This is a genomic window from Vibrio sp. CB1-5 (genome assembly GCF_059412285.1).
Genome location: NZ_JBJHPB010000002.1, coordinates 16,127 through 40,525, shown reverse-complemented (window position 1 = coordinate 40,525; position 24,399 = coordinate 16,127). Strand labels below are relative to the sequence as shown.

At 47.3% G+C, this 24,399-nt stretch carries 26 protein-coding genes; 12 read left to right on the top strand and 14 right to left on the bottom strand.

All coding sequences use genetic code 11. The features are described 5' to 3' along the window. Nucleotides 1–57 precede the first annotated feature (57 nt). The 4 genes from alaS to pncC all read right to left on the bottom strand — a co-directional run bounded on the left by alaS (nt 58) and on the right by pncC (nt 5,125). Nucleotides 58–2,643: an alanine--tRNA ligase gene (gene alaS, locus ACJB0T_RS01680; protein WP_479291599.1), complete on the bottom strand. Its 2,586-nt coding sequence runs from the start codon at nt 2,641–2,643 to the stop codon at nt 58–60. Between the two features lie 159 nt (nt 2,644–2,802). Continuing rightward, nucleotides 2,803–3,267: a recombination regulator RecX gene (recX, locus tag ACJB0T_RS01675; RefSeq protein ID WP_479291600.1), complete on the bottom strand. Its 465-nt coding sequence runs from the start codon at nt 3,265–3,267 to the stop codon at nt 2,803–2,805. Nucleotides 3,268–3,344: 77 nt separating this feature from the next. Continuing rightward, on the bottom strand, nt 3,345–4,382 hold the full coding sequence (gene recA, locus ACJB0T_RS01670; protein WP_042496172.1) for a recombinase RecA: 1,038 nt from the start codon (nt 4,380–4,382) through the stop codon (nt 3,345–3,347). 242 nt (nt 4,383–4,624) lie between these two features. Beyond that, complete coding sequence (pncC, locus tag ACJB0T_RS01665; RefSeq protein ID WP_479291602.1) at nt 4,625–5,125, bottom strand: nicotinamide-nucleotide amidase; 501 nt, start codon at nt 5,123–5,125, stop codon at nt 4,625–4,627. A gap of 142 nt (nt 5,126–5,267) precedes the next feature. Between pncC and mutS the strand changes: the two genes are divergently transcribed. Next, entirely contained in the window at nt 5,268–7,829 is a 2,562-nt protein-coding gene (mutS, locus tag ACJB0T_RS01660) for a DNA mismatch repair protein MutS (RefSeq protein WP_479291604.1), read from the top strand. A 97-nt stretch (nt 7,830–7,926) separates the two neighbouring features. Here mutS and ACJB0T_RS01655 read toward each other — a convergent pair whose 3' ends face one another. Continuing rightward, the gene (locus ACJB0T_RS01655) at nt 7,927–8,727 is read right to left on the bottom strand and encodes a glycosyl hydrolase 2 galactose-binding domain-containing protein (protein ID WP_479291606.1); all 801 of its coding nucleotides are present in this window, start codon (nt 8,725–8,727) and stop codon (nt 7,927–7,929) included. Nucleotides 8,728–8,831: 104 nt separating this feature from the next. Further along, on the bottom strand, nt 8,832–9,245 hold the full coding sequence (rraB, locus tag ACJB0T_RS01650) for a ribonuclease E inhibitor RraB (protein WP_112463127.1): 414 nt from the start codon (nt 9,243–9,245) through the stop codon (nt 8,832–8,834). A gap of 561 nt (nt 9,246–9,806) precedes the next feature. Here rraB and arcA point away from each other — a divergent pair. The 5 genes from arcA (at nt 9,807) to ACJB0T_RS01625 (ending at nt 14,347) form a co-directional block, all read left to right on the top strand. Beyond that, complete coding sequence (arcA, locus tag ACJB0T_RS01645; protein WP_479291607.1) at nt 9,807–11,027, top strand: arginine deiminase; 1,221 nt, start codon at nt 9,807–9,809, stop codon at nt 11,025–11,027. Between the two features lie 122 nt (nt 11,028–11,149). Then, nucleotides 11,150–12,154, top strand: coding sequence for an ornithine carbamoyltransferase (gene argF / locus ACJB0T_RS01640; RefSeq protein WP_479291609.1), 1,005 nt, complete (start codon nt 11,150–11,152; stop codon nt 12,152–12,154). Between the two features lie 278 nt (nt 12,155–12,432). Next, complete coding sequence (pyrB, locus tag ACJB0T_RS01635; RefSeq protein WP_479291611.1) at nt 12,433–13,362, top strand: aspartate carbamoyltransferase; 930 nt, start codon at nt 12,433–12,435, stop codon at nt 13,360–13,362. Nucleotides 13,363–13,374: 12 nt separating this feature from the next. After that, nucleotides 13,375–13,836: an aspartate carbamoyltransferase regulatory subunit gene (pyrI, locus tag ACJB0T_RS01630; RefSeq protein ID WP_112463130.1), complete on the top strand. Its 462-nt coding sequence runs from the start codon at nt 13,375–13,377 to the stop codon at nt 13,834–13,836. Nucleotides 13,837–13,957: 121 nt separating this feature from the next. Next, nucleotides 13,958–14,347 (top strand): RidA family protein, encoded by a 390-nt coding sequence (locus ACJB0T_RS01625; protein WP_479291612.1) that lies wholly within the window; start codon nt 13,958–13,960, stop codon nt 14,345–14,347. A gap of 49 nt (nt 14,348–14,396) precedes the next feature. On the opposite strand, the gene ACJB0T_RS01620 is transcribed toward ACJB0T_RS01625, so the two are convergent. From ACJB0T_RS01620 to mlaF, 8 genes are all read right to left on the bottom strand, one after another. Further along, on the bottom strand, nt 14,397–15,125 hold the full coding sequence (locus tag ACJB0T_RS01620) for a 1-acylglycerol-3-phosphate O-acyltransferase (RefSeq protein ID WP_042496160.1): 729 nt from the start codon (nt 15,123–15,125) through the stop codon (nt 14,397–14,399). Nucleotides 15,126–15,197: 72 nt separating this feature from the next. Beyond that, entirely contained in the window at nt 15,198–16,463 is a 1,266-nt protein-coding gene (murA, locus tag ACJB0T_RS01615) for a UDP-N-acetylglucosamine 1-carboxyvinyltransferase (RefSeq protein WP_479291613.1), read from the bottom strand. 9 nt (nt 16,464–16,472) lie between these two features. Beyond that, nucleotides 16,473–16,727, bottom strand: coding sequence for a BolA family iron metabolism protein IbaG (gene ibaG / locus ACJB0T_RS01610; RefSeq protein ID WP_042496156.1), 255 nt, complete (start codon nt 16,725–16,727; stop codon nt 16,473–16,475). A gap of 9 nt (nt 16,728–16,736) precedes the next feature. After that, complete coding sequence (locus tag ACJB0T_RS01605; RefSeq protein WP_479291615.1) at nt 16,737–17,036, bottom strand: STAS domain-containing protein; 300 nt, start codon at nt 17,034–17,036, stop codon at nt 16,737–16,739. After that, nucleotides 17,036–17,668, bottom strand: coding sequence for an ABC transporter substrate-binding protein (locus tag ACJB0T_RS01600; protein WP_479292327.1), 633 nt, complete (start codon nt 17,666–17,668; stop codon nt 17,036–17,038). The genes ACJB0T_RS01605 and ACJB0T_RS01600 overlap by 1 nt, the downstream gene beginning before the upstream one ends. Nucleotides 17,669–17,692: 24 nt before the next feature. Next, nucleotides 17,693–18,178, bottom strand: coding sequence for an outer membrane lipid asymmetry maintenance protein MlaD (mlaD, locus tag ACJB0T_RS01595; protein WP_479291617.1), 486 nt, complete (start codon nt 18,176–18,178; stop codon nt 17,693–17,695). Between the two features lie 29 nt (nt 18,179–18,207). Then, a complete protein-coding gene (gene mlaE, locus ACJB0T_RS01590; RefSeq protein WP_479291619.1) occupies nt 18,208–18,996 on the bottom strand; it encodes a lipid asymmetry maintenance ABC transporter permease subunit MlaE in 789 nt (262 codons plus the stop codon). Between the two features lies 1 nt (nt 18,997). Then, the gene (gene mlaF / locus ACJB0T_RS01585; protein WP_479291621.1) at nt 18,998–19,792 is read right to left on the bottom strand and encodes a phospholipid ABC transporter ATP-binding protein MlaF; all 795 of its coding nucleotides are present in this window, start codon (nt 19,790–19,792) and stop codon (nt 18,998–19,000) included. A gap of 299 nt (nt 19,793–20,091) precedes the next feature. Here mlaF and ACJB0T_RS01580 point away from each other — a divergent pair, with 299 nt between their 5' ends. From ACJB0T_RS01580 to lptB, 6 genes are read left to right on the top strand one after another with little or no spacing between them, the layout of a single operon-like run. Continuing rightward, nucleotides 20,092–21,063 carry a calcium/sodium antiporter gene (locus ACJB0T_RS01580; protein WP_479291623.1) on the top strand — a complete coding sequence of 324 codons (972 nt, stop codon included), beginning with the start codon at nt 20,092–20,094 and terminating at the stop codon, nt 21,061–21,063. 10 nt (nt 21,064–21,073) lie between these two features. Further along, nucleotides 21,074–22,042 carry a KpsF/GutQ family sugar-phosphate isomerase gene (locus ACJB0T_RS01575; RefSeq protein WP_479291625.1) on the top strand — a complete coding sequence of 323 codons (969 nt, stop codon included), beginning with the start codon at nt 21,074–21,076 and terminating at the stop codon, nt 22,040–22,042. Next, nucleotides 22,042–22,599 (top strand): 3-deoxy-manno-octulosonate-8-phosphatase KdsC, encoded by a 558-nt coding sequence (gene kdsC, locus ACJB0T_RS01570; RefSeq protein ID WP_479291627.1) that lies wholly within the window; start codon nt 22,042–22,044, stop codon nt 22,597–22,599. Before ACJB0T_RS01575 ends, kdsC begins: the two co-directional genes overlap by 1 nt. Continuing rightward, the gene (lptC, locus tag ACJB0T_RS01565; RefSeq protein WP_479291629.1) at nt 22,596–23,159 is read left to right on the top strand and encodes an LPS export ABC transporter periplasmic protein LptC; all 564 of its coding nucleotides are present in this window, start codon (nt 22,596–22,598) and stop codon (nt 23,157–23,159) included. The genes kdsC and lptC overlap by 4 nt, the downstream gene beginning before the upstream one ends. Then, on the top strand, nt 23,140–23,637 hold the full coding sequence (lptA, locus tag ACJB0T_RS01560; RefSeq protein WP_479291631.1) for a lipopolysaccharide transport periplasmic protein LptA: 498 nt from the start codon (nt 23,140–23,142) through the stop codon (nt 23,635–23,637). Before lptC ends, lptA begins: the two co-directional genes overlap by 20 nt. A gap of 8 nt (nt 23,638–23,645) precedes the next feature. Then, nucleotides 23,646–24,371: an LPS export ABC transporter ATP-binding protein gene (gene lptB / locus ACJB0T_RS01555; protein WP_112478597.1), complete on the top strand. Its 726-nt coding sequence runs from the start codon at nt 23,646–23,648 to the stop codon at nt 24,369–24,371. Nucleotides 24,372–24,399: the final 28 nt, after the last annotated feature.

Below are 24,399 nucleotides of genomic sequence, written 5' to 3'. Positions count from 1 at the left end.
GCAACAATGCCCAATCAACATACATTGATTGGGCATTTTCATTGTTGATTCAGAGCGTTATAGACGTTCTTCTAACCAACCACGAATAGACTGCAGTGCTTCTGGTAGTGCATCGACATCGGTGCCGCCTGCTTGCGCCATATCTGGGCGACCGCCACCTTTACCGCCAACTTGCTCAGCCACCATCTTAACAAGATCGCCCGCCTTCACTTTGCCAGTCAGATCTTTAGTTACACCCGCAATCAAACCAATTTTGCCATCAGCAACGTTTGCAATGAACGCAATACCGCTGCCCATTTGGTTCTTAGCGTTGTCCATCATAGTACGTAGGTTTTTGCTATCTGCCCCTTCAAGAGCCGCTACTAATACCTGAGTACCAGCAATCTCTTCTACTTTGCCCATGATATTGGCACTTTCTACCGCTGCTAGCTTATCTTTAAGCTGAGCAATCTCTTTTTCTAGAGACTTCGCTTTGCTTGCCGCATCGCCAAGTTTTGCCTCAAACTGCGCAGCTGTCGCTTCAATCGCATCCAAAGCCGCTTCACCGGTTACCGCTTCAATACGACGGATACCCGCAGCGATACCACCTTCAGAAGTGATCTTAAATAGACCAATATCACCAGTGCTGCTTGCGTGGATACCACCACAAAGCTCGGTTGAGAACTCGCCCATTGAAAGAACGCGAACTTCATCGTCGTACTTCTCACCAAACAGGGCCATTGCACCTTTTGCTTTCGCAGACTCAATATCCATGACGTTTGTTTCGATCACGTGGTTAGTACGGATCTGTGCGTTTACTAAGCGCTCAACTTGTTTGATTTCCGCTTTAGTCATCGCTTCAAGATGAGAGAAGTCAAAACGTAGGTTGTCAGGCTTCACTAGTGAGCCTTTCTGCGTTACGTGCTCACCTAGAACTTGACGCAGTGCTGCATGTAACAAGTGCGTAGCCGAGTGGTTTAGCGAGATAGCTGCACGGCGCTCTGCATCTACAGTCGCTGCTACTTTATCGCCCTTAGCAAGTACGCCTTCAACCAGCTCACCGTGGTGTGCAATCGCATTACCTAGCTTTTGAGTGTCTTCTACTTTAAATAGACCCGCTGATGTTTTCAGAACGCCAGCATCACCACATTGACCACCAGACTCTGCGTAGAACGGCGTTTCTTCAAGAACCACAATCGCTTTGTCACCAGCAGACAGTGCTTCCACTTCATTGCCTTCAACAAACATTGCTGCTACTGTGCTGTTGCCTTCTGAGCCTGTGTAACCACAGAACTCAGTGTCAGTGTCAACTTTGATCGCAGCGTTGTAATCAGTGCCAAATTGGCCAGCTTCACGCGCACGTTGACGCTGAGCTTCCATTGCTTTCTCAAAACCTTCTTCATCGATAGCAAACTCGCGCTCACGAGCCACATCGTTAGTCAGGTCAGCTGGGAAGCCGTAGGTATCGTAAAGTTTGAATACCGTTTCACCGTCTAGCACTTTCTCGTCGCCAAGACTATCAAGTGCTTCCGTCAAGATTGTCATACCACGCTCAAGAGTACGACCGAAGTTCTCTTCTTCGATGCGCAGTACTTTTTCCACAACGGCTTGTTGCTTCTTAAGCTCTTCACCTGCCGTACCCATTACTGATACTAGTGTGCCAACCAATTTGTAGAAGAAGACACCTTGTGCGCCAAGCTTGTTACCGTGACGTACTGCACGACGGATAATACGACGAAGCACGTAACCACGGCCTTCGTTTGATGGCATTACGCCGTCAACGATAAGGAATGAACACGAGCGAATGTGGTCAGCAATAACGCGAAGTGATTGGTTAGAAAGATCTTCGTAGCCGATCACTTCTGCCGCTGCTTTGATTAGCGTTTGGAACACATCGATTTCGTAGTTTGAGTGAACGCCCTGCATGATTGCAGAAATACGCTCGATACCCATACCCGTATCTACCGATGGTTTTGGTAGCGGCTCCATTGTACCGTCAGCGTGACGGTTGAACTGCATAAATACGTTGTTCCAGATCTCGATGAAGCGGTCACCGTCTTCTTCCGGAGTACCAGGGCGACCACCCCAGATATGCTCACCATGATCATAGAAAATTTCTGTACATGGACCACAAGGACCAGTGTCACCCATTTGCCAGAAGTTGTCTGACTCGTATGCTTTACCGCCTTCTTTGTCGCCGATACGAACGATGCGGTCGGCAGGAACGCCTACTTGCTTGTTCCAAATCTCGAATGCTTCGTCATCCGTTTCATAAACCGTTACAAGCAGACGATCTTTTGGCAGTTTTAGCGTCTCTGTTAGGAATTCCCAAGCAAAGCTGATGGCATCTTCTTTGAAGTAATCACCGAAGCTGAAGTTACCCAGCATCTCAAAGAAAGTGTGGTGACGAGCAGTGAAGCCAACGTTCTCAAGGTCGTTGTGCTTACCACCAGCGCGAACACAACGCTGGGCCGTAGTGGCACGAGTGTAGTTACGCTTCTCTAGGCCAAGGAAACAGTCTTTAAACTGGTTCATACCGGCGTTAGTGAAAAGCAGAGTTGGGTCATCGTGTGGAACCAACGATGAACTGTCTACGATTTGGTGCCCTTTGCTCTCAAAGAACTTAAGGAACGCGTTGCGAACCTCGTCTGTGCTCATGTACATGCAGCTCTTCCTGAAATAATTCGAGTTAGATTTTGGGGACATATTGTAACCCCATGAGTAAGGATTCGCCTAGTCTTCTAGTAAAAAAGGCATTAAAGGTAAGGAAATGACACTTTATTCAAGTTAGGACAAGCAGTTGCAGGCTCTCCCGTGCGGCGTTTATTCAGTTTCTAGCGAGTCCAACGCGTAGTTTATCTGCTCAAAAGAGTAGCCTCTGTACTGTAAAAATCGTACTTGCTTGGCATATTCCTTAGTATCGCTCGCTTTTCCGTGACGGAACTTTTTCTCCGCCGTGGTTTTAGCCAGCTCAAACCAATCGACTTCCTCTTCCATCATGGCTTCATTAACCACTGACTCTGTGACACGTTTTTGATTCAGCTCTTGACGAATACGGCGCTCGCCATGGCCTTTGTAGATATGTTGGCGCACTTGGCTTTTTGCAAAGCGCAGATCATCGAGGTAACCGTAAGACTTACACAGCTCAATCGCGGCCTCGATCTCCGACTCTTCATAGCCTTTGAAACTAAGCTTTTGATACAGTTCGTACTCACCGTGATCGCGGCGGCTTAGTAATTGGATGGCCGCTTCATTGGCTGATAGCGTCGGTGGCTTTCGTTGATACATAAAAACTAATGGCTTGATAAGATAACAGATACAACAAAGCCCCGCATTGCAGGGCTTTGTTTCATTCAGATGAAGATTTATAGCTCTTCTGCCGGCGCTTCACCGGTTTCCGCTTCTTCAGGAAGTGCTGGTGTTAGCAGCAGTTCACGTAGCTTGCTATCAATCGCTTGCGCCGCTTCAGGGTTCTCACGTAGGAACTTACACGCGTTCGCTTTACCTTGACCAATCTTGTCGCCATTGTAGCTATACCAAGCGCCCGCTTTCTCAACTAGCTTATGCTTAACACCTAGGTCAACCAGCTCACCGTAACGGTTGAATCCTTGACCGTAAAGAATTTGCGTTTCCGCTTGCTTAAATGGTGCGGCAATCTTGTTCTTAACCACTTTGATGCGAGTTTCGTTACCCACCACTTCGTCGCCTTCTTTGATAGAACCAGTACGGCGGATATCAAGACGAACAGATGCGTAGAATTTAAGTGCGTTACCACCAGTAGTCGTTTCTGGGTTGCCGAACATCACACCAATCTTCATACGGATTTGGTTGATGAAGATACACATACAGTTAGACTGCTTTAGGTTACCAGTTAGCTTACGCATTGCTTGAGAAAGCATGCGAGCTTGCAGGCCCATGTGGCTATCGCCCATCTCGCCTTCGATTTCTGCTTTTGGTGTCAGTGCTGCAACCGAGTCAACAACCATGACGTCAATCGCGCCAGAGCGTGCTAGTGCGTCACAGATCTCAAGTGCTTGCTCACCAGTATCTGGCTGAGACACCAATAGCGCGTCGATATCAACACCTAACTTCTTCGCATACACAGGGTCAAGTGCGTGCTCAGCATCAATAAATGCACAGGTTTTACCTGCTTTTTGAGCCGCAGCAATACACTCAAGGGTAAGCGTTGTCTTACCTGATGACTCAGGACCGTAGATCTCAACGATACGACCCATTGGCAGGCCACCAGCACCCAGCGCGATATCTAGAGAAAGTGAGCCGGTTGAAATAGTTTCAACGTCCATGGTACGGTTATCACCAAGGCGCATAATTGAGCCTTTACCAAATTGCTTTTCAATCTGACCTAATGCAGCGGCTAACGCCTTCTGTTTATTCTCGTCCATTACTTTCTCCACAACTATCCTTTACGGATATACGCTTTAGGCAACTTACGTGCTTGAGCTGTTTTAATTAGGTGAGCAACGTGTTCAATACGCCGCAAGATGTGTTTCATTATACTGTTGATTCATACAGTGTCCATACCTGTATGAAGATTTTTTTGTGACCTTGATGTGAGTTCTAAAAGAGTCTGTTAATTTCCATACGTTTAGCAAAAAACCAAGACTCATTTGAACACCCAGTGTGATTAGCTATATGGCTCTTCGTCAGTCACATGGTCAAGCAAAATCGTTAAGGCATGCCAGACGGCTTGACTGCGCACTGCAGCTCGATCACCTGCAAACAGACACGTTTCTACTTTTTGCCAGCCGACAGAGGAAGCCCAAGCAAAACAGACCGTACCTACGGGCTTATCCTCGCTACCCCCTCCCGGACCAGCAATACCACTGATTGCGACGCTCAATGTGCCACTTGAATGCTTGAGTGCGCCTTGCGCCATTTCCACAACCACAGCCTCACTGACCGCGCCGTATTGACCAAGCGTTTCTGAACGCACACCAAGCATTTCCATTTTGGCATCGTTGCTATAGGTAACAAAAGCACGATCAAACCAGACCGAGCTACCAGCAATATCCGTAATAACTGTGGCAACGCCACCGCCTGTGCATGACTCGGCTGTAACCAGAACCTGATCGCCTTGTTGTAATAGCTGACCCAATTGCGTACTTAATTCAGATAGGTTTTGCATTTCCCCTACTCCTCGCCTCAAATTAAGGCTAACTGTGACGTGACATCATGTTAACGAGCATCATTAAAGACTCTGCTCTTTTCGCTCTCGCTGCTTTCACGTATCCTAGGCGGCAACGAAAACCAGTAGCAAAGAAGTGACAGTGAAAGCGGAACAAAAACACACACCAATGATGCAGCAGTATCTGAAGCTAAAAGCCGAAAACCCAGATATTTTGCTGTTCTATCGCATGGGCGACTTTTACGAGCTGTTTTACGATGATGCCAAACGCGCATCGCAATTGCTTGATATCTCGCTAACCAAGCGTGGTGCTTCTGCGGGTGAACCCATTCCAATGGCGGGTGTCCCTTTTCACGCTGTCGAAGGTTACCTTGCCAAACTGGTGCAGCTTGGTGAGTCGGTCGCGATTTGCGAACAAGTGGGCGATCCGGCGACCAGCAAAGGGCCGGTAGAAAGAAAAGTTGTTCGTATCGTCACACCGGGTACCGTCTCTGACGAAGCTCTACTCTCAGAACGACTCGATAACCTGATTGCCGCAATCTACCACCAAAACGGTAAATTTGGCTATGCCACGCTAGACATTACCTCTGGTCGTTTTCAACTTTGTGAACCTCGTAGTGAAGAAGCGATGTTGGCCGAGTTGCAGCGCACAGCGCCAAAAGAACTTCTATTCCCTGAAGACTTTGAACCGGTTGGCATTATGGCCAATCGCAATGGCAATCGCCGCCGTCCGGTTTGGGAATTTGAAATCGATACTGCTAGGCAGCAGCTGAACCAACAATTTGGTACCAAAGACCTGGTGGGTTTTGGTGTAGAGAAGTGTGAGCTCGGACTTTGCGCCGCAGGCTGTTTGATCCAATACGTCAAAGACACTCAAAGAACTGCTTTGCCTCATATTCGCTCACTGACATTAGATAGCCAAGATCAATCTGTGATCCTTGATGCTGCAACAAGACGTAACCTAGAGCTCACGCAAAATCTCTCTGGCGGTCATGATAATACACTCGCTGAAGTGCTCGATCATACTGCAACGGCCATGGGTAGCCGTATGCTCAAGCGCTGGATCCACCAGCCAATGCGCTGCCAAAAAACGCTGAACTATCGCCTAGATGCGATCTCTGAGATCAAGCAAGATGCCCTTTACGCAGAGCTAGCGCCAACCCTTAAACAGATCGGCGATATTGAACGTATCCTAGCAAGATTGGCACTGCGCTCAGCAAGACCCCGTGACATGGCACGCCTGCGCAGCGCACTGCAACAGTTGCCTGAACTGGCAATGAGCCTAGAGACTGTCGTACACCCGTACCTCAAGCAGCTCGCGGAATTCTCTGCACCAATGGACTCTATGGCCGAGCTGCTTGAGCGTGCCATTAAAGACAACCCGCCTGTTGTGATTCGAGATGGTGGTGTGATTGCCGATGGTTACAATGCAGAGCTAGACGAGTGGCGTGATCTTGCCAACGGCGCAACGGCCTATCTAGACAAACTTGAACACGATGAGCGTGACCGTCACGGTATCGACACCCTTAAGGTTGGCTACAACAATGTTCACGGCTTCTACATTCAGGTGAGCCGTGGTCAGAGCCACCTTGTGCCGCCGCATTACGTTCGTCGTCAAACGTTGAAAAATGCCGAGCGCTACATTATTCCAGAGCTCAAAGAGCACGAAGATAAGGTATTGAACTCAAAATCAAAAGCACTCGCCATAGAGAAAAAGCTATGGGAAGAACTGTTTGATTTGCTACTGCCAAGCCTAGAGCAGCTCCAAAACCTAGCGTCCGCTTTGTCCCAGCTCGATGTACTGCAAAACTTAACTGAGCGCGCAGAAAGCCTAGATTACTGCCGACCAACATTAACTGAAAAAGCAGGTATTCAGATTCAGTCAGGCCGTCACCCAGTGGTTGAGCAAGTCATGGATGAGCCGTTTATTGCCAACCCAATAGCGCTCAACCCAGAACGTAAGATGCTGATCGTTACCGGTCCAAACATGGGTGGTAAATCGACTTATATGCGCCAAACCGCACTCATTGCGCTCATGGCGCACATCGGTTGTTACGTGCCTGCAGAGTCTGCTGAAATTGGCTCCTTGGATCGTATCTTTACTCGTATTGGCGCCTCTGATGATCTTGCCTCTGGTCGCTCGACCTTCATGGTTGAGATGACAGAAACCGCCAATATCTTGCACAATGCTACTCAAAACAGCTTAGTGCTGATGGATGAAATTGGCCGCGGCACCAGTACCTACGATGGCCTATCGCTCGCTTGGGCAAGTGCAGAATGGTTAGCGACCAAAGTGGGTGCTATGACGCTGTTTGCAACACACTATTTTGAGCTCACTGAGATGCCAAATCAGTTGCCAAACCTTGCCAATGTTCATTTGGATGCGGTGGAGCATGGTGACTCGATTGCCTTTATGCACGCGGTACAAGAAGGCGCCGCAAGTAAGTCCTACGGTCTTGCCGTAGCTGGCCTTGCTGGCGTGCCAAAAGCGGTGATTAAGAACGCGCGCCAAAAACTAACGCAGCTAGAGCAAATTGGTCAGATTCCTGCGCGAGCAGAATCGCCAAAGGTGGATATTGCCAATCAATTGAGCTTGATCCCAGAGCCGAGTGAAGTGGAAGAAGCGTTAGCGCAGATTAATCCGGATGATTTAACGCCGCGTCAGGCGTTGGAAGAGTTGTATCGGTTGAAGCAGTTGCTTTAGATTTAAATCAAAAGCTTATCCCTCCCAGCTACGCGCCCCGCTTATTAAGGGGCGGTACGGCTGGCAGGCTCCTTCGTCGCATCGCCTTAATTTCAAACTATAACGCTACATGAGTGACGCAGAGTTGTTGGCTAAGTGCGACGTCGAACTCTTGCTGTTGGCCATCGAGCTCTACTACTAGATTGTAGAGCTCGTCTTTATTCGGGAGTTCTGGGTCTGCGTATTTAGGTGCTTCTATCTGAAACAGTGCGGAGGCTTGATTAGCGCGAACGTCTATCGGTAAGAAGTAGGTCATACCATCGAACTTGACCGAGGCAGAGACGAGGCCAGCACGAAACGTTTGATAATGTAAGTCCACTTTGAATTCACAGCCGCCACCATGGTGCCAAATCTGCTCCATTGCCACGTGCTCAAGGCGTACGTGAGGGATAAACTGCAAATAAGGTGTTTGCCAAACCCCCATGCGCTCATCGGTGCGAGACTTTTCTTGAGCTAGTGAACATGCTGGCGCATTATCCATATCAACAAGCAGGTCATCTTCATCATACTCAAGAAATAGGATTTCGACTCGGTTTGGGCCTTGTTGAAGATGGGCTCGGATCTCTTTGCAATAGGTAGTCTCACTGCCGTCACAATCAATGACCGCACATCCGTTGATACGCACCTCTGCGTAATAATCAACGCCGCCAATAACCAAATCCACCGCAGGGTTCGCCAACTGAGCCTCCGTGAGCTCAAAGTCATGCATTAAGTGCCACTCTTGCTCGCGAATCGCTTGTTCAGACAAGGTTTCTGGTAGTACTTGGCTCAGTGCACCTGGAAACGTCAGATCATCTTGAGGGATGGATAGATCGGTAAGGGGGGAGAGTTGCCAAAGACCGGCGAGATTCATCTTCATTGATTATATTGACCTAGATCATGTTAGGCGAAGTATAATCAAATCGAATTTGGAAAGATAGCAAGATCAAAAAAGGTCAGCGGAGCTGACCTTTTCATCAAGACTTATTCGTCTTCATCATCTTCTTCAGGGTAAAGCGCATCTTCGCCTTCGTAGTACGTACCCCAGCCATCGTAGATAATGTCGTATTTCTCTGCCAATTGAACCAACTTTTCAACCTGAGCATCAATTTGCTCAGCGTTCAATGTCGATTCCATTGTCGCATCACAACAAAGTAGTTTATTGCCATCTTCGTCTTCAGTTTCTTCTGCTTCTAGCACCTCGAAGCCCATCTTAAACGCTTCGACAACGGCTTTCTCTAGACGATCAAAGTCTTCTGCGAACAGGTGGTGTTCGATCTCGTAAAGTGCTTCTGGATCACTTCCATCTTCAATTAGCGCTTGAATGATATCGCGAGTTTCTTCCTTCTGAAATTCGATCAATTCTTCAACGGACATATACTCATCTTGTTGAGACATAAAGTGCTCCAGCTATAAATAGGTTAACGGCATGAATAATACGAGAAGTCGCCGGAGATCGAAAGATCAAAACGAGATCTTTACTGACTATTTTTGAAATCGCATTGAGAGCAAAGCATGATCAAGATCACATATACATAAATTTAACATTTTAATACCCGAAGGCTTCACTCTTTTTAGGTGCGTTGACGATGAACGATAGGCTCAACTCAGATCGCCGCAAAGTTATAGATAAAGCATGCATATCCGCCAGTCAGCCTGATACTCTCCAGCTTTAGGTTTTATTCATTAATTATTAATAGAACCGCTGGAAACTGTTTTTTTATTCAAGCTAGTGACATGAGTATTGAATCTTGATTGGCAGAAAACCCTGCATATCCAAGCACTCATCCCCCTTTGTGAATACCCCAAATGACGCCATCTTTGTCTGCCTAGAATCAATCAATCAATCAATTTAACTGAAAATAAAACATTGAACAGTGATATTTACTGGTCATTAAACTTGCATCTTTATAACAAGCTTGTCATAAATAGCGGCAGATCAAGCTGAAAGGAATCGTAATGAGTAAGTTGTATGTCGGCTCGGAAGTCGGTCAATTACGACGCGTTTTGCTAAACCGTCCAGAAAGAGCCTTAACCCACCTCACCCCATCTAACTGTCATGAACTCTTGTTCGATGACGTACTGGCAGTAGAAGCGGCTGGCGAAGAGCACGATGCTTTTGCAAGCACACTGCGCAGCCAAGACGTCGAGGTTTTGTTGCTTCATGACTTGCTAGTAGAAACCCTCGCAGTAGACGATGCTAGAACCTGGCTACTCGATACGCAAATTTCCGACTTTCGCTACGGGCCAATTTTTGCCAGCGAGCTGCGCCAATATCTAGCGCAAATGGACAACGAGCATTTAGCGACCGTGTTGCTCGGTGGCCTCGCCTACTCTGAGCTACCAATCAAAACACCATCGATATTGCAAAAGATGAGCAGACCGCTCGACTTTGTCATTGAGCCTTTGCCTAATCATCTTTTCACCCGCGATACCTCATGCTGGGTGTATGGCGGCGTTTCGTTAAACCCGATGATGAAACCGGCGCGTCAGCGCGAAACCAATCACCTTCGTGCTATCTACCGTTGGCACACTACGTTTGCCGGCCAAGACTTCATTAAATACTTTGGCGATGAAGATCTGCATTACGACAATGCCAATATCGAAGGCGGTGATGTTCTGGTCATTGGTAAAGGCGCAGTGCTCATTGGCATCTCTGAGCGCACCACACCTCAAGGGGTGGAAAATTTGGCAGCCAGCTTGTTCAAGTCAGGACAAGCCAGCCAAGTCATTGCTATCGACCTACCTAAGCATCGCTCATGTATGCACTTAGATACGGTCATGACCCACATGGATGTCGATACCTTCTCTGTCTATCCAGAAATCATCAATGACAAGCTTGATACTTGGCGTTTAACGCCATCGAATAACGGCCAGATGCAGGTTGAAAAACTGCCAAACTATCTCAAAGCACTAGAAAGCGCACTGGATGTTGATCAGTTGAAGATCATTACCACCGGCGGCGACAACTACGAAGCTGAGCGAGAGCAATGGAACGATGCCAATAACGTGCTTACTGTTAAACCCGGCGTTGTCATCGGCTATGAGCGCAACGTGTACACCAATGAAAAATACGACAAAGCCGGCATTCAAGTGTTGACCATTCCGGGCAATGAACTTGGCCGTGGTCGTGGTGGTGCTCGCTGTATGAGTTGCCCAATTGAACGCGATGGCATTTAAACATAACTATTTACAAAAGCCCCAGATAAGGGGCTTTTTTTGCACAAAAATAAAATAATTATTCACAAAATAAGAATTTGTATGTATAAATAGAATCAACAACTAACACAGAGGTACGGACCATGGCTTACAACTTACGGAATAGGAACTTTCTTAAGCTTCTCGACTTCACGCCAAAAGAAATTCAATTTCTGCTCGACATGTCTAAAGAGCTCAAATCGGCAAAATACGCGGGCACAGAACAAAAGAAACTGGTTGGCAAAAACATTGCGCTTATCTTTGAAAAAGCATCGACCCGTACCCGATGCGCTTTTGAAGTAGCGGCTTTTGATCAAGGCGCACAAGTGTCTTACATCGGCCCTTCTGGCTCGCAAATTGGTCACAAAGAATCAATGAAAGATACGGCGCGCGTGTTAGGTCGTATGTACGATGGCATTGAATATCGCGGCTTTGGCCAAGAGATTGTTGAAGAGCTTGGCGCACATGCTGGCGTTCCGGTATGGAATGGTTTAACAGACGAGTTCCATCCTACTCAAATCCTTGCCGACTTCCTCACTATGCTTGAGCACGGCAAAGGTAAGCAACTGCATCAAATCAAATTTGCTTACTTAGGTGACGCGCGCAATAACATGGGCAACTCGCTCATGGTGGGCGCAGCCAAAATGGGCATGGATATTCGTTTGGTCGCCCCTAAAGCATTTTGGCCAGAGCAAAGCTTAGTTGATGAGTGTCAGACCATTGCACAAGCAACAGGCGCGACCATCACCCTAACTGAGGATGTCCAAGCTGGCGTCAAAGATTGTGACTTCCTATATACCGACGTTTGGGTATCAATGGGCGAATCTGCCGAGGCATGGGAAGAGCGCATCGCTCTAATGAAACCTTATCAAGTTAATATGGCGATGATCGAAGCAACTGGGAATAAAAACGTGAAATTTATGCACTGTTTGCCCGCTTTCCATGATGACCAGACGACTATAGGTAAAGAAATTGCGGATAAATATGGACTCAATGGCCTTGAAGTGACCAATGATGTGTTTGAGTCTGAATATTCAATCGTTTTCGATGAAGCAGAGAACCGTATGCATACTATTAAAGCGGTCATGGTAGCCACTTTAGGCAGCTAATAAAGTTGGTAATAATTGACGCCAAATGTTTGATGTAATCGCTTGCGCTCGCAAATTTTGGGCGTATAATTCTCGGCAATTTGTCTGGGGAACGATTAATGGCGCAAGCGAGTTTGACATCACAACACACTCTCGATAAGCAGTTTGCTTATCACGCACCGTTATTATTTCCTATCGAATTCTAAGCCTCCCAATATGGGGGGCTTTTTTATGGTCGTTAATCTCTATATCACTTAGAGAAAGTATCTGGTCTGGTTGTAACTATAGGGAAGATAAACATGGCGAATACGCTCTATCAAAAGCACATTATCTCGATTCCGGAACTGTCACGTGGGGAGCTAGAACTCATTGTGAAAACCGCGGGGCATCTAAAATCCAACCCTCAACCTGAGTTAATCAAGAATAAAGTCGTGGCAAGCTGCTTCTTCGAGCCATCGACACGTACCCGACTTTCTTTCGAAACGGCTATCCAGCGCATCGGCGGTGATGTGATTGGTTTCGACAGTGGCGGTAACACTTCGCTGGCGAAAAAAGGCGAGACGCTGGCAGACTCTGTTCAGGTCATCTCTTCATACGTTGATGCCTTCGTCATGCGCCACCCACAAGAAGGCGCAGCACGCCTTGCTTCTGAGTTCTCTAACGGCGTACCGGTTATCAACGCGGGAGACGGTGCAAACCAACACCCAACACAAACCCTGCTTGATCTGTACTCTATTTATGAGACGCAAGGTCGTCTAGATGACATCAACGTTGCATTTGTGGGCGACCTAAAATACGGCCGCACAGTTCACTCATTGACCCAAGCACTGGCTAAATTCGACAACGTACGCTTCTTCTTTATCGCACCAGAAGCGCTAGCAATGCCAGATTACATCTGTGAAGAGCTAGAAGAAGCCGGTATTCAGTATAGCCTGCACACGGACATCGACAGCGTCGTGCCTGAGCTCGATATCCTTTACATGACTCGCGTACAGAAAGAGCGTTTTGACGAATCTGAGTACGCACACATTAAGTCGGCGTATATCCTGTCAGCAGAGACACTAAAAGATGCACGCGATAACCTTAAAGTCCTGCACCCACTGCCACGTGTGGATGAAATCACCGTAGACGTTGATAAAACGCCTTACGCGTATTACTTCCAACAAGCAGAAAACGGTGTGTACGCTCGTGAAGCGCTGCTAGCACTTGTTCTAAACGAAGCACTTTAAGGAGAGATTGTCATGGCTAAAGAAACCCAATTGCAAGTTGAAGCGATCAAAAACGGCACCGTTATTGACCACATCCCAGCAAACATTGGCATCAAGGTACTGAAGCTGTTCGCGATGGATGAATCAAAACAGCGCGTTACTATCGGCCTAAACTTGCCTTCATCAGCACTGGGCAGCAAAGATCTGCTAAAGATTGAAAACGTGTTTATCACTGAAGAGCAAGCGAACAAGCTAGCACTGTATGCGCCACATGCCACAGTAAACCAGATTGAAAACTACGAAGTGTGCAAAAAGCTGGCGTTAGAGCTTCCAGAAACCATCACTGGTGTTTTTGAGTGTCCAAACAGCAACTGCATCACGCACAATGAGCCCGTAGACAGCAGCTTCAAGGTATTTGAAAAGCACGAAGACATCCGTTTGAAGTGCAAATACTGCGAAAAGGTTTACTCTCGTGAGATCGTGACCGAACGCTAGAATTAATCTCAAGTGAATAGTCATTCAAGTCTACAATATTTCTCATTGTTGTAGGCTTGATTTTTATTTGTCCTAGAGGCAGTCTTAAGCTCTTACTAATCCCATAATTATGGATAAAACGATGACAAAAGTACTTCATACAGAGTCTGCACCAGCAGCAATTGGCCCTTACGTTCAAGGTGTTGATCTAGGCAACATGGTACTGACTTCAGGCCAAATCCCTGTGAACCCTCAAACAGGTGACGTATCAGACGACATTTCTGAGCAAGCACGTCAGTCTCTAGACAACGTGAAATCTGTGGTTGAAGCATCTGGCCTTACTGTTTCAGACATCGTTAAAATGACCGTTTTCGTTAAAGACCTTAACGACTTTGGTACTGTGAACGAGGTATACGGCAAGTTCTTCGATGAGCACAACGTAGCAAACTACCCAGCGCGCTCTTGTGTTGAAGTTGCTCGTCTTCCAAAAGATGTGAAAATTGAGATTGAAGCGATCGCGGTTCGCAAATAATCGCTTCGCTTAAATAGAAAAAGGGTTGCCACTGGCAACCCTTTTTTGATTATTTCTTCGCGTTGAGCTCGGCGACTTCGGCGTCCAGCTCTGCAAGCTTCTCTACCATTTGCTCTCGACAAACATTCGCAAGTTTGCGCACATCTTCTTTACCGTAGCCTTCTATAGAGACCGGTGGCAACATCTCAACGATGATATGACCGTTATCCCACTTGTTCAGCTTTAAGTGACCCGTGCTGCTGCAAACGATTGGAATGATTGGCACTTCTGCACCAATCGCAGCATGGAAAGCACCGGTTTTGAACGGCAGTAAACCGCGACCACGAGAGCGCGTACCTTCTGGAAACATCCATACCGATAGGTTACTCTTCTTCATGCTATCAACTACTTGGTCAATAGTACCTTTCGCTTTGCTGCGGTTAGCACGGTCAATCAAGATGTTACCGGTTAGGTAGTAAAGCTGACCAAAAAGCGGCATCCACAGTAGGCTCTTTTTACCTACCGTCACCACGTTTGGCGTCACCGCTGAAGAGACAGTGAACAAGTCCCAGTTGTTCTGGTGGTTAGCAATATAGATATGTTGACCACGTTTGTACGCGTCTTCAGGAAGGCGCAGATCAAGCTTCACACCGAGAATCTTCGACATAGCGCCAAAGTAGCGGCCAAAGGTAAACACATGTTTTGGATTTCTTGGGCTGAGCAGACAATAGCCGCAGCCAAATACAAACATCACAACGGCGAAGATAGCCACTGCAATGCAGCGAAGTAAAGCAACCATTTTGTTCTCCGACAATGGCTTCAAAAAAAAGCCGAAACCCTTGGATTTCGGCTAATTGAATCTTAAATGTTGTTATTCATCGCCCGCGACACGGGTAATGTTGGCACCCAGCGCTGACAATTTGTCTTCAATGCGCTCATAACCGCGATCGATGTGATAGATACGGTCAACGATGGTCTCACCTTGCGCAATACAACCAGCAATCACTAAGCTCGCTGAAGCACGAAGGTCGGTTGCCATCACTTGAGCACCGCTCAGTGATTCCACATCACCACAGATAACGGTGTTACCTTCGATTTCCGCTTTTGCGCCCATACGCATTAGCTCAGGCACATGCATAAAGCGGTTTTCGAAGATGTTTTCCGTGATCACGCCGCCGCCTTTCGCCATCATATTCAATAGCGTAAACTGCGCTTGCATGTCCGTAGGGAAGCCCGGATGAGGAGCCGTACGAATCGATACCGCTTTGAGCTCGCGACCCGTCATATCCAATGAGATCCAGTCATCGCCAGTCTCAACGTCAGCACCTGCTTCTTCAAGCTTAGCCAGAACAGCTTCAAGTAGGTGTGCACTGGTATTACGGCAAACGACTTTACCGCCAGATACCGCTGCTGCCACCAAGAAGGTGCCAGTTTCGATGCGGTCTGCAACCACAGTGTGCTTGCCACCAGAAAGACGCTCAACACCTTCGATAGTGATGGTGTCTGTACCCGCGCCCGTCACTTTAGCACCAAGCTTGTTCAAGAAGTCTGCGGTATCAACAATCTCTGGTTCACGCGCGGCGTTATCAAGCACGGTAGTGCCTTCAGCAAGCGTTGCAGCACACATGACAGTAATGGTTGCGCCAACACTGACTTTATCCATTACGATATGCGCGCCTTTCAGGCGACCATCGACTTCTGCTTTCACGTAACCATCTTCAAGCGTGATAGTCGCACCTAGCTGCTCTAGACCGTGAATATGCAGATCCACAGGACGAGCACCAATCGCACAACCACCCGGCAGTGATACTTGGCCTTTACCAAAACGAGCAACAAGAGGGCCGAGAGCCCAAATGGATGCACGCATGGTTTTTACTAAGTCATATGGTGCGCATAGCTCATTGATTTCGCTACCATCAACGCGAACAGAACCGTTACGATGCACTTTGGCACCCAAGCGGCTCAGTAGCTTCATCGTCGTATCAATATCACGAAGATGAGGAACGTTAGCAACTTCCACTGGCTCTTCAGCCAGAATAGAAGCGAATAAAATTGGCAGTGCTGCATTCTTAGCACCAGAGATCGACACTTCGCCACTCAGCGGCGCGTCCGATCCAATAACTCGAAACTTATCCATTAATAAACCTTAAAGAGACATCAGCTTTTTATCACGAGCCCACTCTTCTGGAGTATAGGCTTTAATTGATACTGCGTGGATGTCATTACGCTGAATGTATTCCATCAGCGGAGCGTAAATCGTCTGCTGTTTTTTAACTCGGCTCATGCCTTCAAATTGAGCATCTACCGCGATGACTTCATAGTGGCTACCTTCGCCTTTGACGATAAGCTCTTCTAGGTTCAACGCGTTTTGTAATAGTTCCTGTACTTTTGTGCTATCCACAAGATACTCCTAAATGTGTTTCTCTATGACTGATTCAACGTTGTATAGCTGAAACAGTATGTTCAGCTCATCGGGCACGAAGCTGAGCATTATATGACACTTTCGATTTTTTGCATGCTCTAATAAGTGGATTAACATCACCAATCCAGCAGAATCGAAGCGCTCGACCTGTTCTAACGCCAAATCCATCTCTGGCTGAGTGAAATTAATGCGCTGAACATCACGCCAAAGTGCTGGCACAGTATCGCGGCTTATCTTACCCACCAATGCCAAGCTTGTGTCAGTACGCTGTTCTAATTTTGCCACCATTACTGACCGCCGCCTTCAAAACGAATCGGTGCTTTCGCTAAACGCTCAAGTTCTTTAGCCACCGAGGGGATGCCCTCTTGACGGATCTTGGTGTTCCACTCCGACTGTTTACTAGAAAGCAGGCTGATGCCTTCGGCAACCATATCAAAGGCTTTCCACTCGCTGGTTTTCTTATCTTTGCGGAGTTTGAACTCAAGATTGATGTTCGGTCTAGGTGAGTCCATGATGGTCACCTTGACGCCGATGATGGAGGTTTTATCGTCGATTTTTGGTTCAGGTCCAAACTTCACTTCTTGGCCAGTATACTGCGTCAGTACTTGAGCGTAAGACGTGACTAAATAAGCTCGAAATGCATTGATAAATTCCATCACATCTTCACGCTTAGCCCCTTTTAAATTCGGACCAAGTAGTTTGAGTGCCGCATAACGATAATTCACATGTGGCATCAGCTCCTCTTCTACGACCACTTTCAAGTGATCAGGAGCGGCCTTTATAATGTCCTGCTCCGCACTAAGGCGCGAGAACGCTTGATCCGAAACCTTGATAATCATGTCATAAGGCTTGGTCGCATCAATTGTATTTGCCATGACATTCGCTGAAAGCAATATCGTCATCATCAGCGCTGAACACATTTCAAACCATCGCTTCAACATCACTTACTCCTTACCGCTCTCATCCGAACCACCGATGCTATACAGCACCTGTCCAATCATATCCTCTAGCACCAATGCTGACTTGGTATCCTCAATGCGATCACCGTCCCCTAAGTAGCCTTCATCATCAAAAACAAAGCCCGGTACCAATCCAATATACTGTTCTCCAATCAACCCCGAGGTCAGTACTTGTGCACTAGAAGTATCTGGAAACTGATAGTCACTGCTGATCGCCAAACTTACGATCGGTAGAAATGACTCTTTGTCGAGATGGATATCGCTCACTCGTCCAATAACCACGCCGCCCACTTTGACTGGGGAGCGCACTTTTAGACTGCCAATATTGTCGAACCTAGCTTCTAGAGTATAAGTATCACCAGAGCCTAGACTCTTGACGTCAGCAACCTGAAAAACCATGAACAAGATTGCGCACAGGCCTAACAACACAAAACTGCCTACCCACAATTCCAACTTTCTTGTCTGTTGCATTAAGAATTCCTTTAATTATTGTTTTAAGCTTAGTTGCCAAACATCAAGGCAGTAAGAACAAAATCTAATCCGAGTACCGCAAGCGAGGAATGTACTACGGTTCGCGTCGTCGCTTGACTGATCCCTTCTGAGGTAGGCGTCGCGTCATAGCCATTAAATAAAGCAATCCAAGTCACGGTAATCGCAAACATCACACACTTAATCGCACTGTTGCCGATATCACGACCTAACTCCACCGAAGACTGCATCGCTGACCAGAAACTACCATGATCGATACCTTTCCAATCTACGCCTACTAGCTGTCCACCCCAAATACCTACTGACATAAAGATCATCGCCAGCAGTGGCATAGAGATAACCCCAGCCCAAAAGCGCGGAGCAACAACGCGTTTGATAGGGTCTACAGCCATCATTTCTAAGCTAGATAGCTGCTCAGTAGCTTTCATTAAGCCGATTTCCGCAGTCAATGCAGAGCCTGCACGACCCGCAAAAAGTAGCGCAGTCACCACAGGACCGAGCTCTCTGAGCAGTGATAGCGCGACCATTTGCCCAAGGCTGCCTTCTGCACCGTAGTCCACCAGCACCACATAACCTTGTAAGCTCAGCACCATGCCAATAAACAGTCCTGAGACCAAAATTATCGCCAGTGACTGCACCCCAACGTTATAAAGCTGTTTGACCAGCAGTGGGAAATGCTTTTTCGGCTGCGGGCGAGAAAGCACTACGCCTAGCAACATAAACGTCGCCCGCCCCCATGCATAACCCACAGAAAGCGCGCGCTGGCCGACTTTTTGAACCCACAAGGAAAGCGATGCCATATTAAAAAAGCTCCTGTTCTAATGGAGAGGCAGGAAAGCGAAATGGCACCGGTCCATCGGCTTCGCCATTTAGGAATTGTTGAACTCGGGGATCTGGGTTGTTACGCAGTTCATCTGGCGTGCCCTTAGCGACAATTTTGCCATTCGCCAGCAAGTAAACCCAGTCGGCAATCGACATCACCTCTGGCACATCATGAGAGACAACAACAGACGTCACATTGAGCGCGTTATTGAGCTTACGTATCAGCTCCACCAGCACCCCCATAGTAATAGGGTCTTGGCCGACAAACGGCTCATCATAAAGAATCAATTCAGGATCAAGGGCGATTGCTCTTGCCAGTGCAGCGCGTCTTGCCATTCCGCCAGAGAGTTCGCTCGGCATCAGCTCTGCCGCACCTCTTAGGCCAACGGCTTCGAGCTTCAGCAGCACCAGCGTACGCAGCAAAGACTCATCTAATTCGGTGTGCTCACGCAGCGGAAATGCCACATTGTCGAACACCGTCAAGTCGGTAAATAGCGCACCCGACTGGAACAGCATGCTCATTTTTTTTCGAACTTGATAAAGACGTTTACGAGACAAAGTGGGAATATTGTCGCCATCAAACCACACGTCACCTTGATCCGGCATCAACTGCCCGCCAATCAAGCGTAGTAATGTCGTTTTACCAATTCCCGAAGGTCCCATTATGGCAGTCACTTTGCCTTTTGGTACATGCAGTTCAATATCATCAAAGATAACTCGTGAACCACGTGAAAAAGATAACCCGCTAATAGAAACCAAGTCTTTGTTTGACATAGACTTCCCTATCTTGAATTCCAAGCTTAATAACCTTCCATGATAATGATACCTGACTGCAATTAAAACCCTAACCTTCACTCAGTTGTATAAACAATTCAACAAAATCCTTCAGGCAAGTCAGTCATTCCCTGTTTTGCGCCCCTTAGCTTCACTCAACAAATTATTAAGTTGCGGTAGTAAAGGTACGCAATTAACAGTGTAATCGGCATTTTATTTATTGATTAGCTTCCATTTTGGATGACAAAGCGTCAAAATTAGCCGCCAATTGTCTCAGAAAAAAAGAAGTGGAATTAAACATGCTCGAAGCCGTGGTGTTTCTGATTATTGGACTGGTTTTTCTCGTATGGAGTGCGGACAAACTGGTATTTGGTGCTGCCGCGTTGGCACGCAACGTAGGTATCTCACCACTGGTGATTGGCATGACCATTCTTGCGATGGGCTCTTCCGCTCCAGAAATGATGGTATCTGCTACTGCAGCACTGGAAGGCAAAACAGACACCGCTGTTGGTAACGTACTTGGCTCCAACATCGCTAACATCGCACTCATCCTCGGCATTACCGCGATGATCAAGCCACTTTCTATCTCATCAGCCGTTCTGAGACGTGAACTCCCGCTGATGATTGCAGTCACACTGATTGCCGGCCTTATCCTTTGGGATAGTCACCTTGGTTTCTTTGAAGGTGTCATCCTGTTCGCTTTATTTGCCGCCTTCATCCTAGCCATGCTTCGTATTGGTAAAGCTGAAAAAGAAAGCGGGAATGCTGATGCCTTGCTGGACGATCAGGAATCTGAAGTACCAGAAGGCGTAAGCAATGCCAAAGCCGCGATGTGGGTAGTTATTGGTTTGATAGTACTGCCACTCGCTGCGGACCGTTTGGTCGACAGTGCCGTTGTTATCGCACAGTACTTTGGAATGAGCGACTTGGTGATAGGCCTAACTATTATCGCAATCGGCACCAGTTTACCTGAACTTGCCGCTTCTCTTGCAGGCGTACTCAAAGGGGAAGATGATATGGCTGTAGGCAACATCATCGGCTCCAACGTATTCAACATCCTTGCCGTTATGGGTATCCCAGGCGTCCTCAACCCATCGCTTTTAAGCGAGCATGCGATGGGCCGAGATTTCTGGGTGATGCTAGGGCTATCTTTGCTCCTTGTTGTTATGGCTCTTGGCAAGTCGAAAAGTATTAATCGCATCGAAGGGGGCATTTTATTTGTGCTCTTCTTAGGTTATCAAGTGTATCTATTTGCCAACATGGCAGCTTAGGAGCAATTGCATGTCTGAATTTGATTTCATTGGCAGTGCCAAACGTGTTCTAAATACCGAAGTACAAGCGTTAATGCATATTGAGCGCTACTTTGACGAACATTTTGAAGCGGTATGCCAAGCCATTTTGAACCATCAAGGTAAAGTGATCGTGATGGGGATTGGCAAATCTGGACATATTGGTAAGAAAATCGCGGCAACTCTTGCAAGCACAGGTACGTCGGCGTTTTTTGTTCACCCAGGTGAAGCGGCCCATGGTGACCTAGGTATGGTAGAAGCTCGCGACCTGGTGATTGCGATTTCAAATTCAGGCGAAGCGCATGAAATCATCAGCCTGTTCCCTGTATTCAAACGCTTAGGGATTACGACCGTCAGTATGACCGGTAAGCCAGAGTCGACAATGGGTAAGCTTTCCGATTACCACTTGCAAATCACGGTACCTAAAGAGGCTTGTCCATTAGAGCTTGCTCCAACATCGAGCTCAACAGCGACACTGGTGATGGGTGATGCTCTAGCCATGGCGCTGCTTGAAGCTCGCGGTTTCAGCGAGGAGGATTTCGCCCTCTCTCATCCAGGTGGTGCACTAGGCCGCAAGCTGCTTCTCAAGCTAAGCGACATCATGCACACGGGTAATGCGCTTCCAATGGTCAGCTCGAACACGTTAATTCGTGATGCCCTACTCGAGATCTCTAACAAAGGGCTGGGTATGACAACCATTGTCGATGATAAGCAAACCTTGCTTGGTATCTTCACCGATGGCGACCTGCGCCGCATTCTCGACCGCCGCGTGGATATTCACGAAACGACCATAGGCGAAGTCATGATTGCCACGCCAACCACGGCAACGCCAAACATGTTGGCGGCAGAAGGACTAAACTTGATGCAGTCGAAAAAAATTAGTGGCCTAGTTCTACTGGAACAAAACAAAGTAGTCGGAGCCCTAAACATGCATGATTTGCTCAAAGCAGGAGTAGTGTAATGTCTGAGTCCGTTGAAACACTTTATGGCCCAATCAGCAAAGTTACGGTAGAAAAAGCCGCGGCTATTGAGTTATTAATTTGCGACGTTGACGGCGTGTTTTCTGATGGCCTTATTTATATGGGTAACGATGGTGAAGAGCTGAAGACTTTCCATACTCGTGACGGCTACGGCGTCAAAGCGTTGATGAGTGCGGGTGTACACGTGGCCATCATTACTGGACGTAGCTCAAAAATTGTTGAGAACCGCATGAAAGCCCTTGGCATCACATTGATTTACCAAGGACAAGATGACAAAGTAGTTGCTTACCAAGACATTTGCGACAAACTTGGCATTGCCCCTCAGCATACCGCTTACATCGGCGATGACTTGATCGACTGGCCTGTAATGGCACAGGTTGGACTCGGTGTATGCGTGGCGGATGGTCATCCACTTTTAGCAAAAAAAGCAGACCACGTGACGACGATTCGCGGTGGACATGGCGCGGTTAGGGAAATCTGTGATCTGATCCTAGAATCAAAGGGAGAACTTGAGCTTCACAAGGGTCTAAGTATATGAGTTTGTCTCGTATTCTTTACAGTTTACTTGCCATTGTTATCGCAGGTAGTGCTTACTACCTATACAGCAAAGATGATAAAAGTGTCATCCAGATTGAACCGGACATAGAGTTGCCGGCATTTAGCGGTACCAACTTACACAATATCTCCTACAGCGATACGGGGATACGAAGTTATAGCATTACCTCTGCGCATCTAGAGCATTTCTCGAAACGAGGTGAGACCGTATTCCAGCAACCCATTGTGCGAATTTTTGCCAATGGAGAGGTCCAAGAGTGGGAGATCTCTTCGGATATCGCAGTATTGAACAAGGAAGAAGTGCTAACGCTTCATGATAATGTGGTTGCCCGAAACTTGCTCCCTGAGTCAGGGTTTGACACATTATCGACCCAAGAAATGAGTATCAAGCTCGAGAATCGTGATTTTTGGGCCGACAACAAAGTGATCATACTTGGTCCACAATTTGAAACGCAAGGTGATGCAATGAAAGGAAATTTTGCCAATCACCTAGCGGAACTTTACAACAAAGTGAACAGTAAATATGAAACTCTCGCACCTTAGTCTTAGCCTGTGTTTGCTATTGCCAACGGCCGCAATGGCTCTGTCGACCGATACAGAGCAACCGGTATACATTGACTCTGACACCCAACAGCTCGATATGAAGAGCAACAAAGTGACATTTGCGGGTGATGTGAAGTTGAAGCAAGGTAGCATCAACATCAATGCTGATAAAATCGTCGTAACCCGCGAGCCACAAACCGGGACTATCGAAGTTATCCAAGGGTTTGGTGACCTAGCGACGTTTTCACAGCTAACCGACGACGGCAAAACCTTATATGGCGAAGCAAAAGAGCTTCACTATTCACTAAAAGATGACCAGCTAACGATGAAGAAGCAGGCTATGTTGTCGCAAGACGACAGCGTGATCCGCGGTACCACCATTAAATACCGCATTTCATCTCAAAAGTTGGTCGCTGACGGTAACGGTAACGAACGCGTTTCAACCGTATTGCAGCCACAACAAGTTCAAGAGAAGTAGAGTCTAATATGGCGTTACTGAAAGCTTCGCATTTGGCGAAAAGCTACAAAAACCGCAAGGTAGTCTCTGACGTAAGCCTATCGGTAGAGTCTGGTCAGATTGTTGGGCTACTCGGCCCCAATGGTGCAGGAAAAACAACCTCGTTCTATATGATTGTGGGCCTAGTAGCACGTGACGAAGGCAGCATCACCATCGATGGAAATGACATCAGTATTCTGCCTATGCACAGCCGCGCCAAAATGGGCATCGGCTACCTACCGCAAGAAGCATCGATTTTCCGAAAGCTCAGTGTTGAACACAACATCATGGCTGTACTTGAAACGCGCAACGAGCTAACTCAAGAAGAAAGACAGGACAGACTCGAAGATTTGCTCGACGAGTTTAATATCCAGCATATTCGCAAAAGTGCGGGTATGGCACTCTCTGGTGGTGAGCGTCGTCGCGTAGAAATCGCTAGAGCACTGGCTGCAAACCCGCAGTTTATCCTGCTTGATGAACCCTTCGCCGGGGTTGACCCAATCTCTGTAATTGATATAAAGAAAATCATCGAACACTTACGCGATAGAGGGTTAGGTGTACTCATCACCGACCACAACGTGCGCGAAACGCTGGATGTCTGCGAAAAAGCCTACATCGTGAGTCAAGGTCACTTGATCGCGGAGGGAAGTCCTGAAGATGTTCTCAATAATGAACACGTAAAGCAGGTTTATCTCGGTGAACAATTCAGACTATGATTTAATAGGCATGGATACAATATTAATA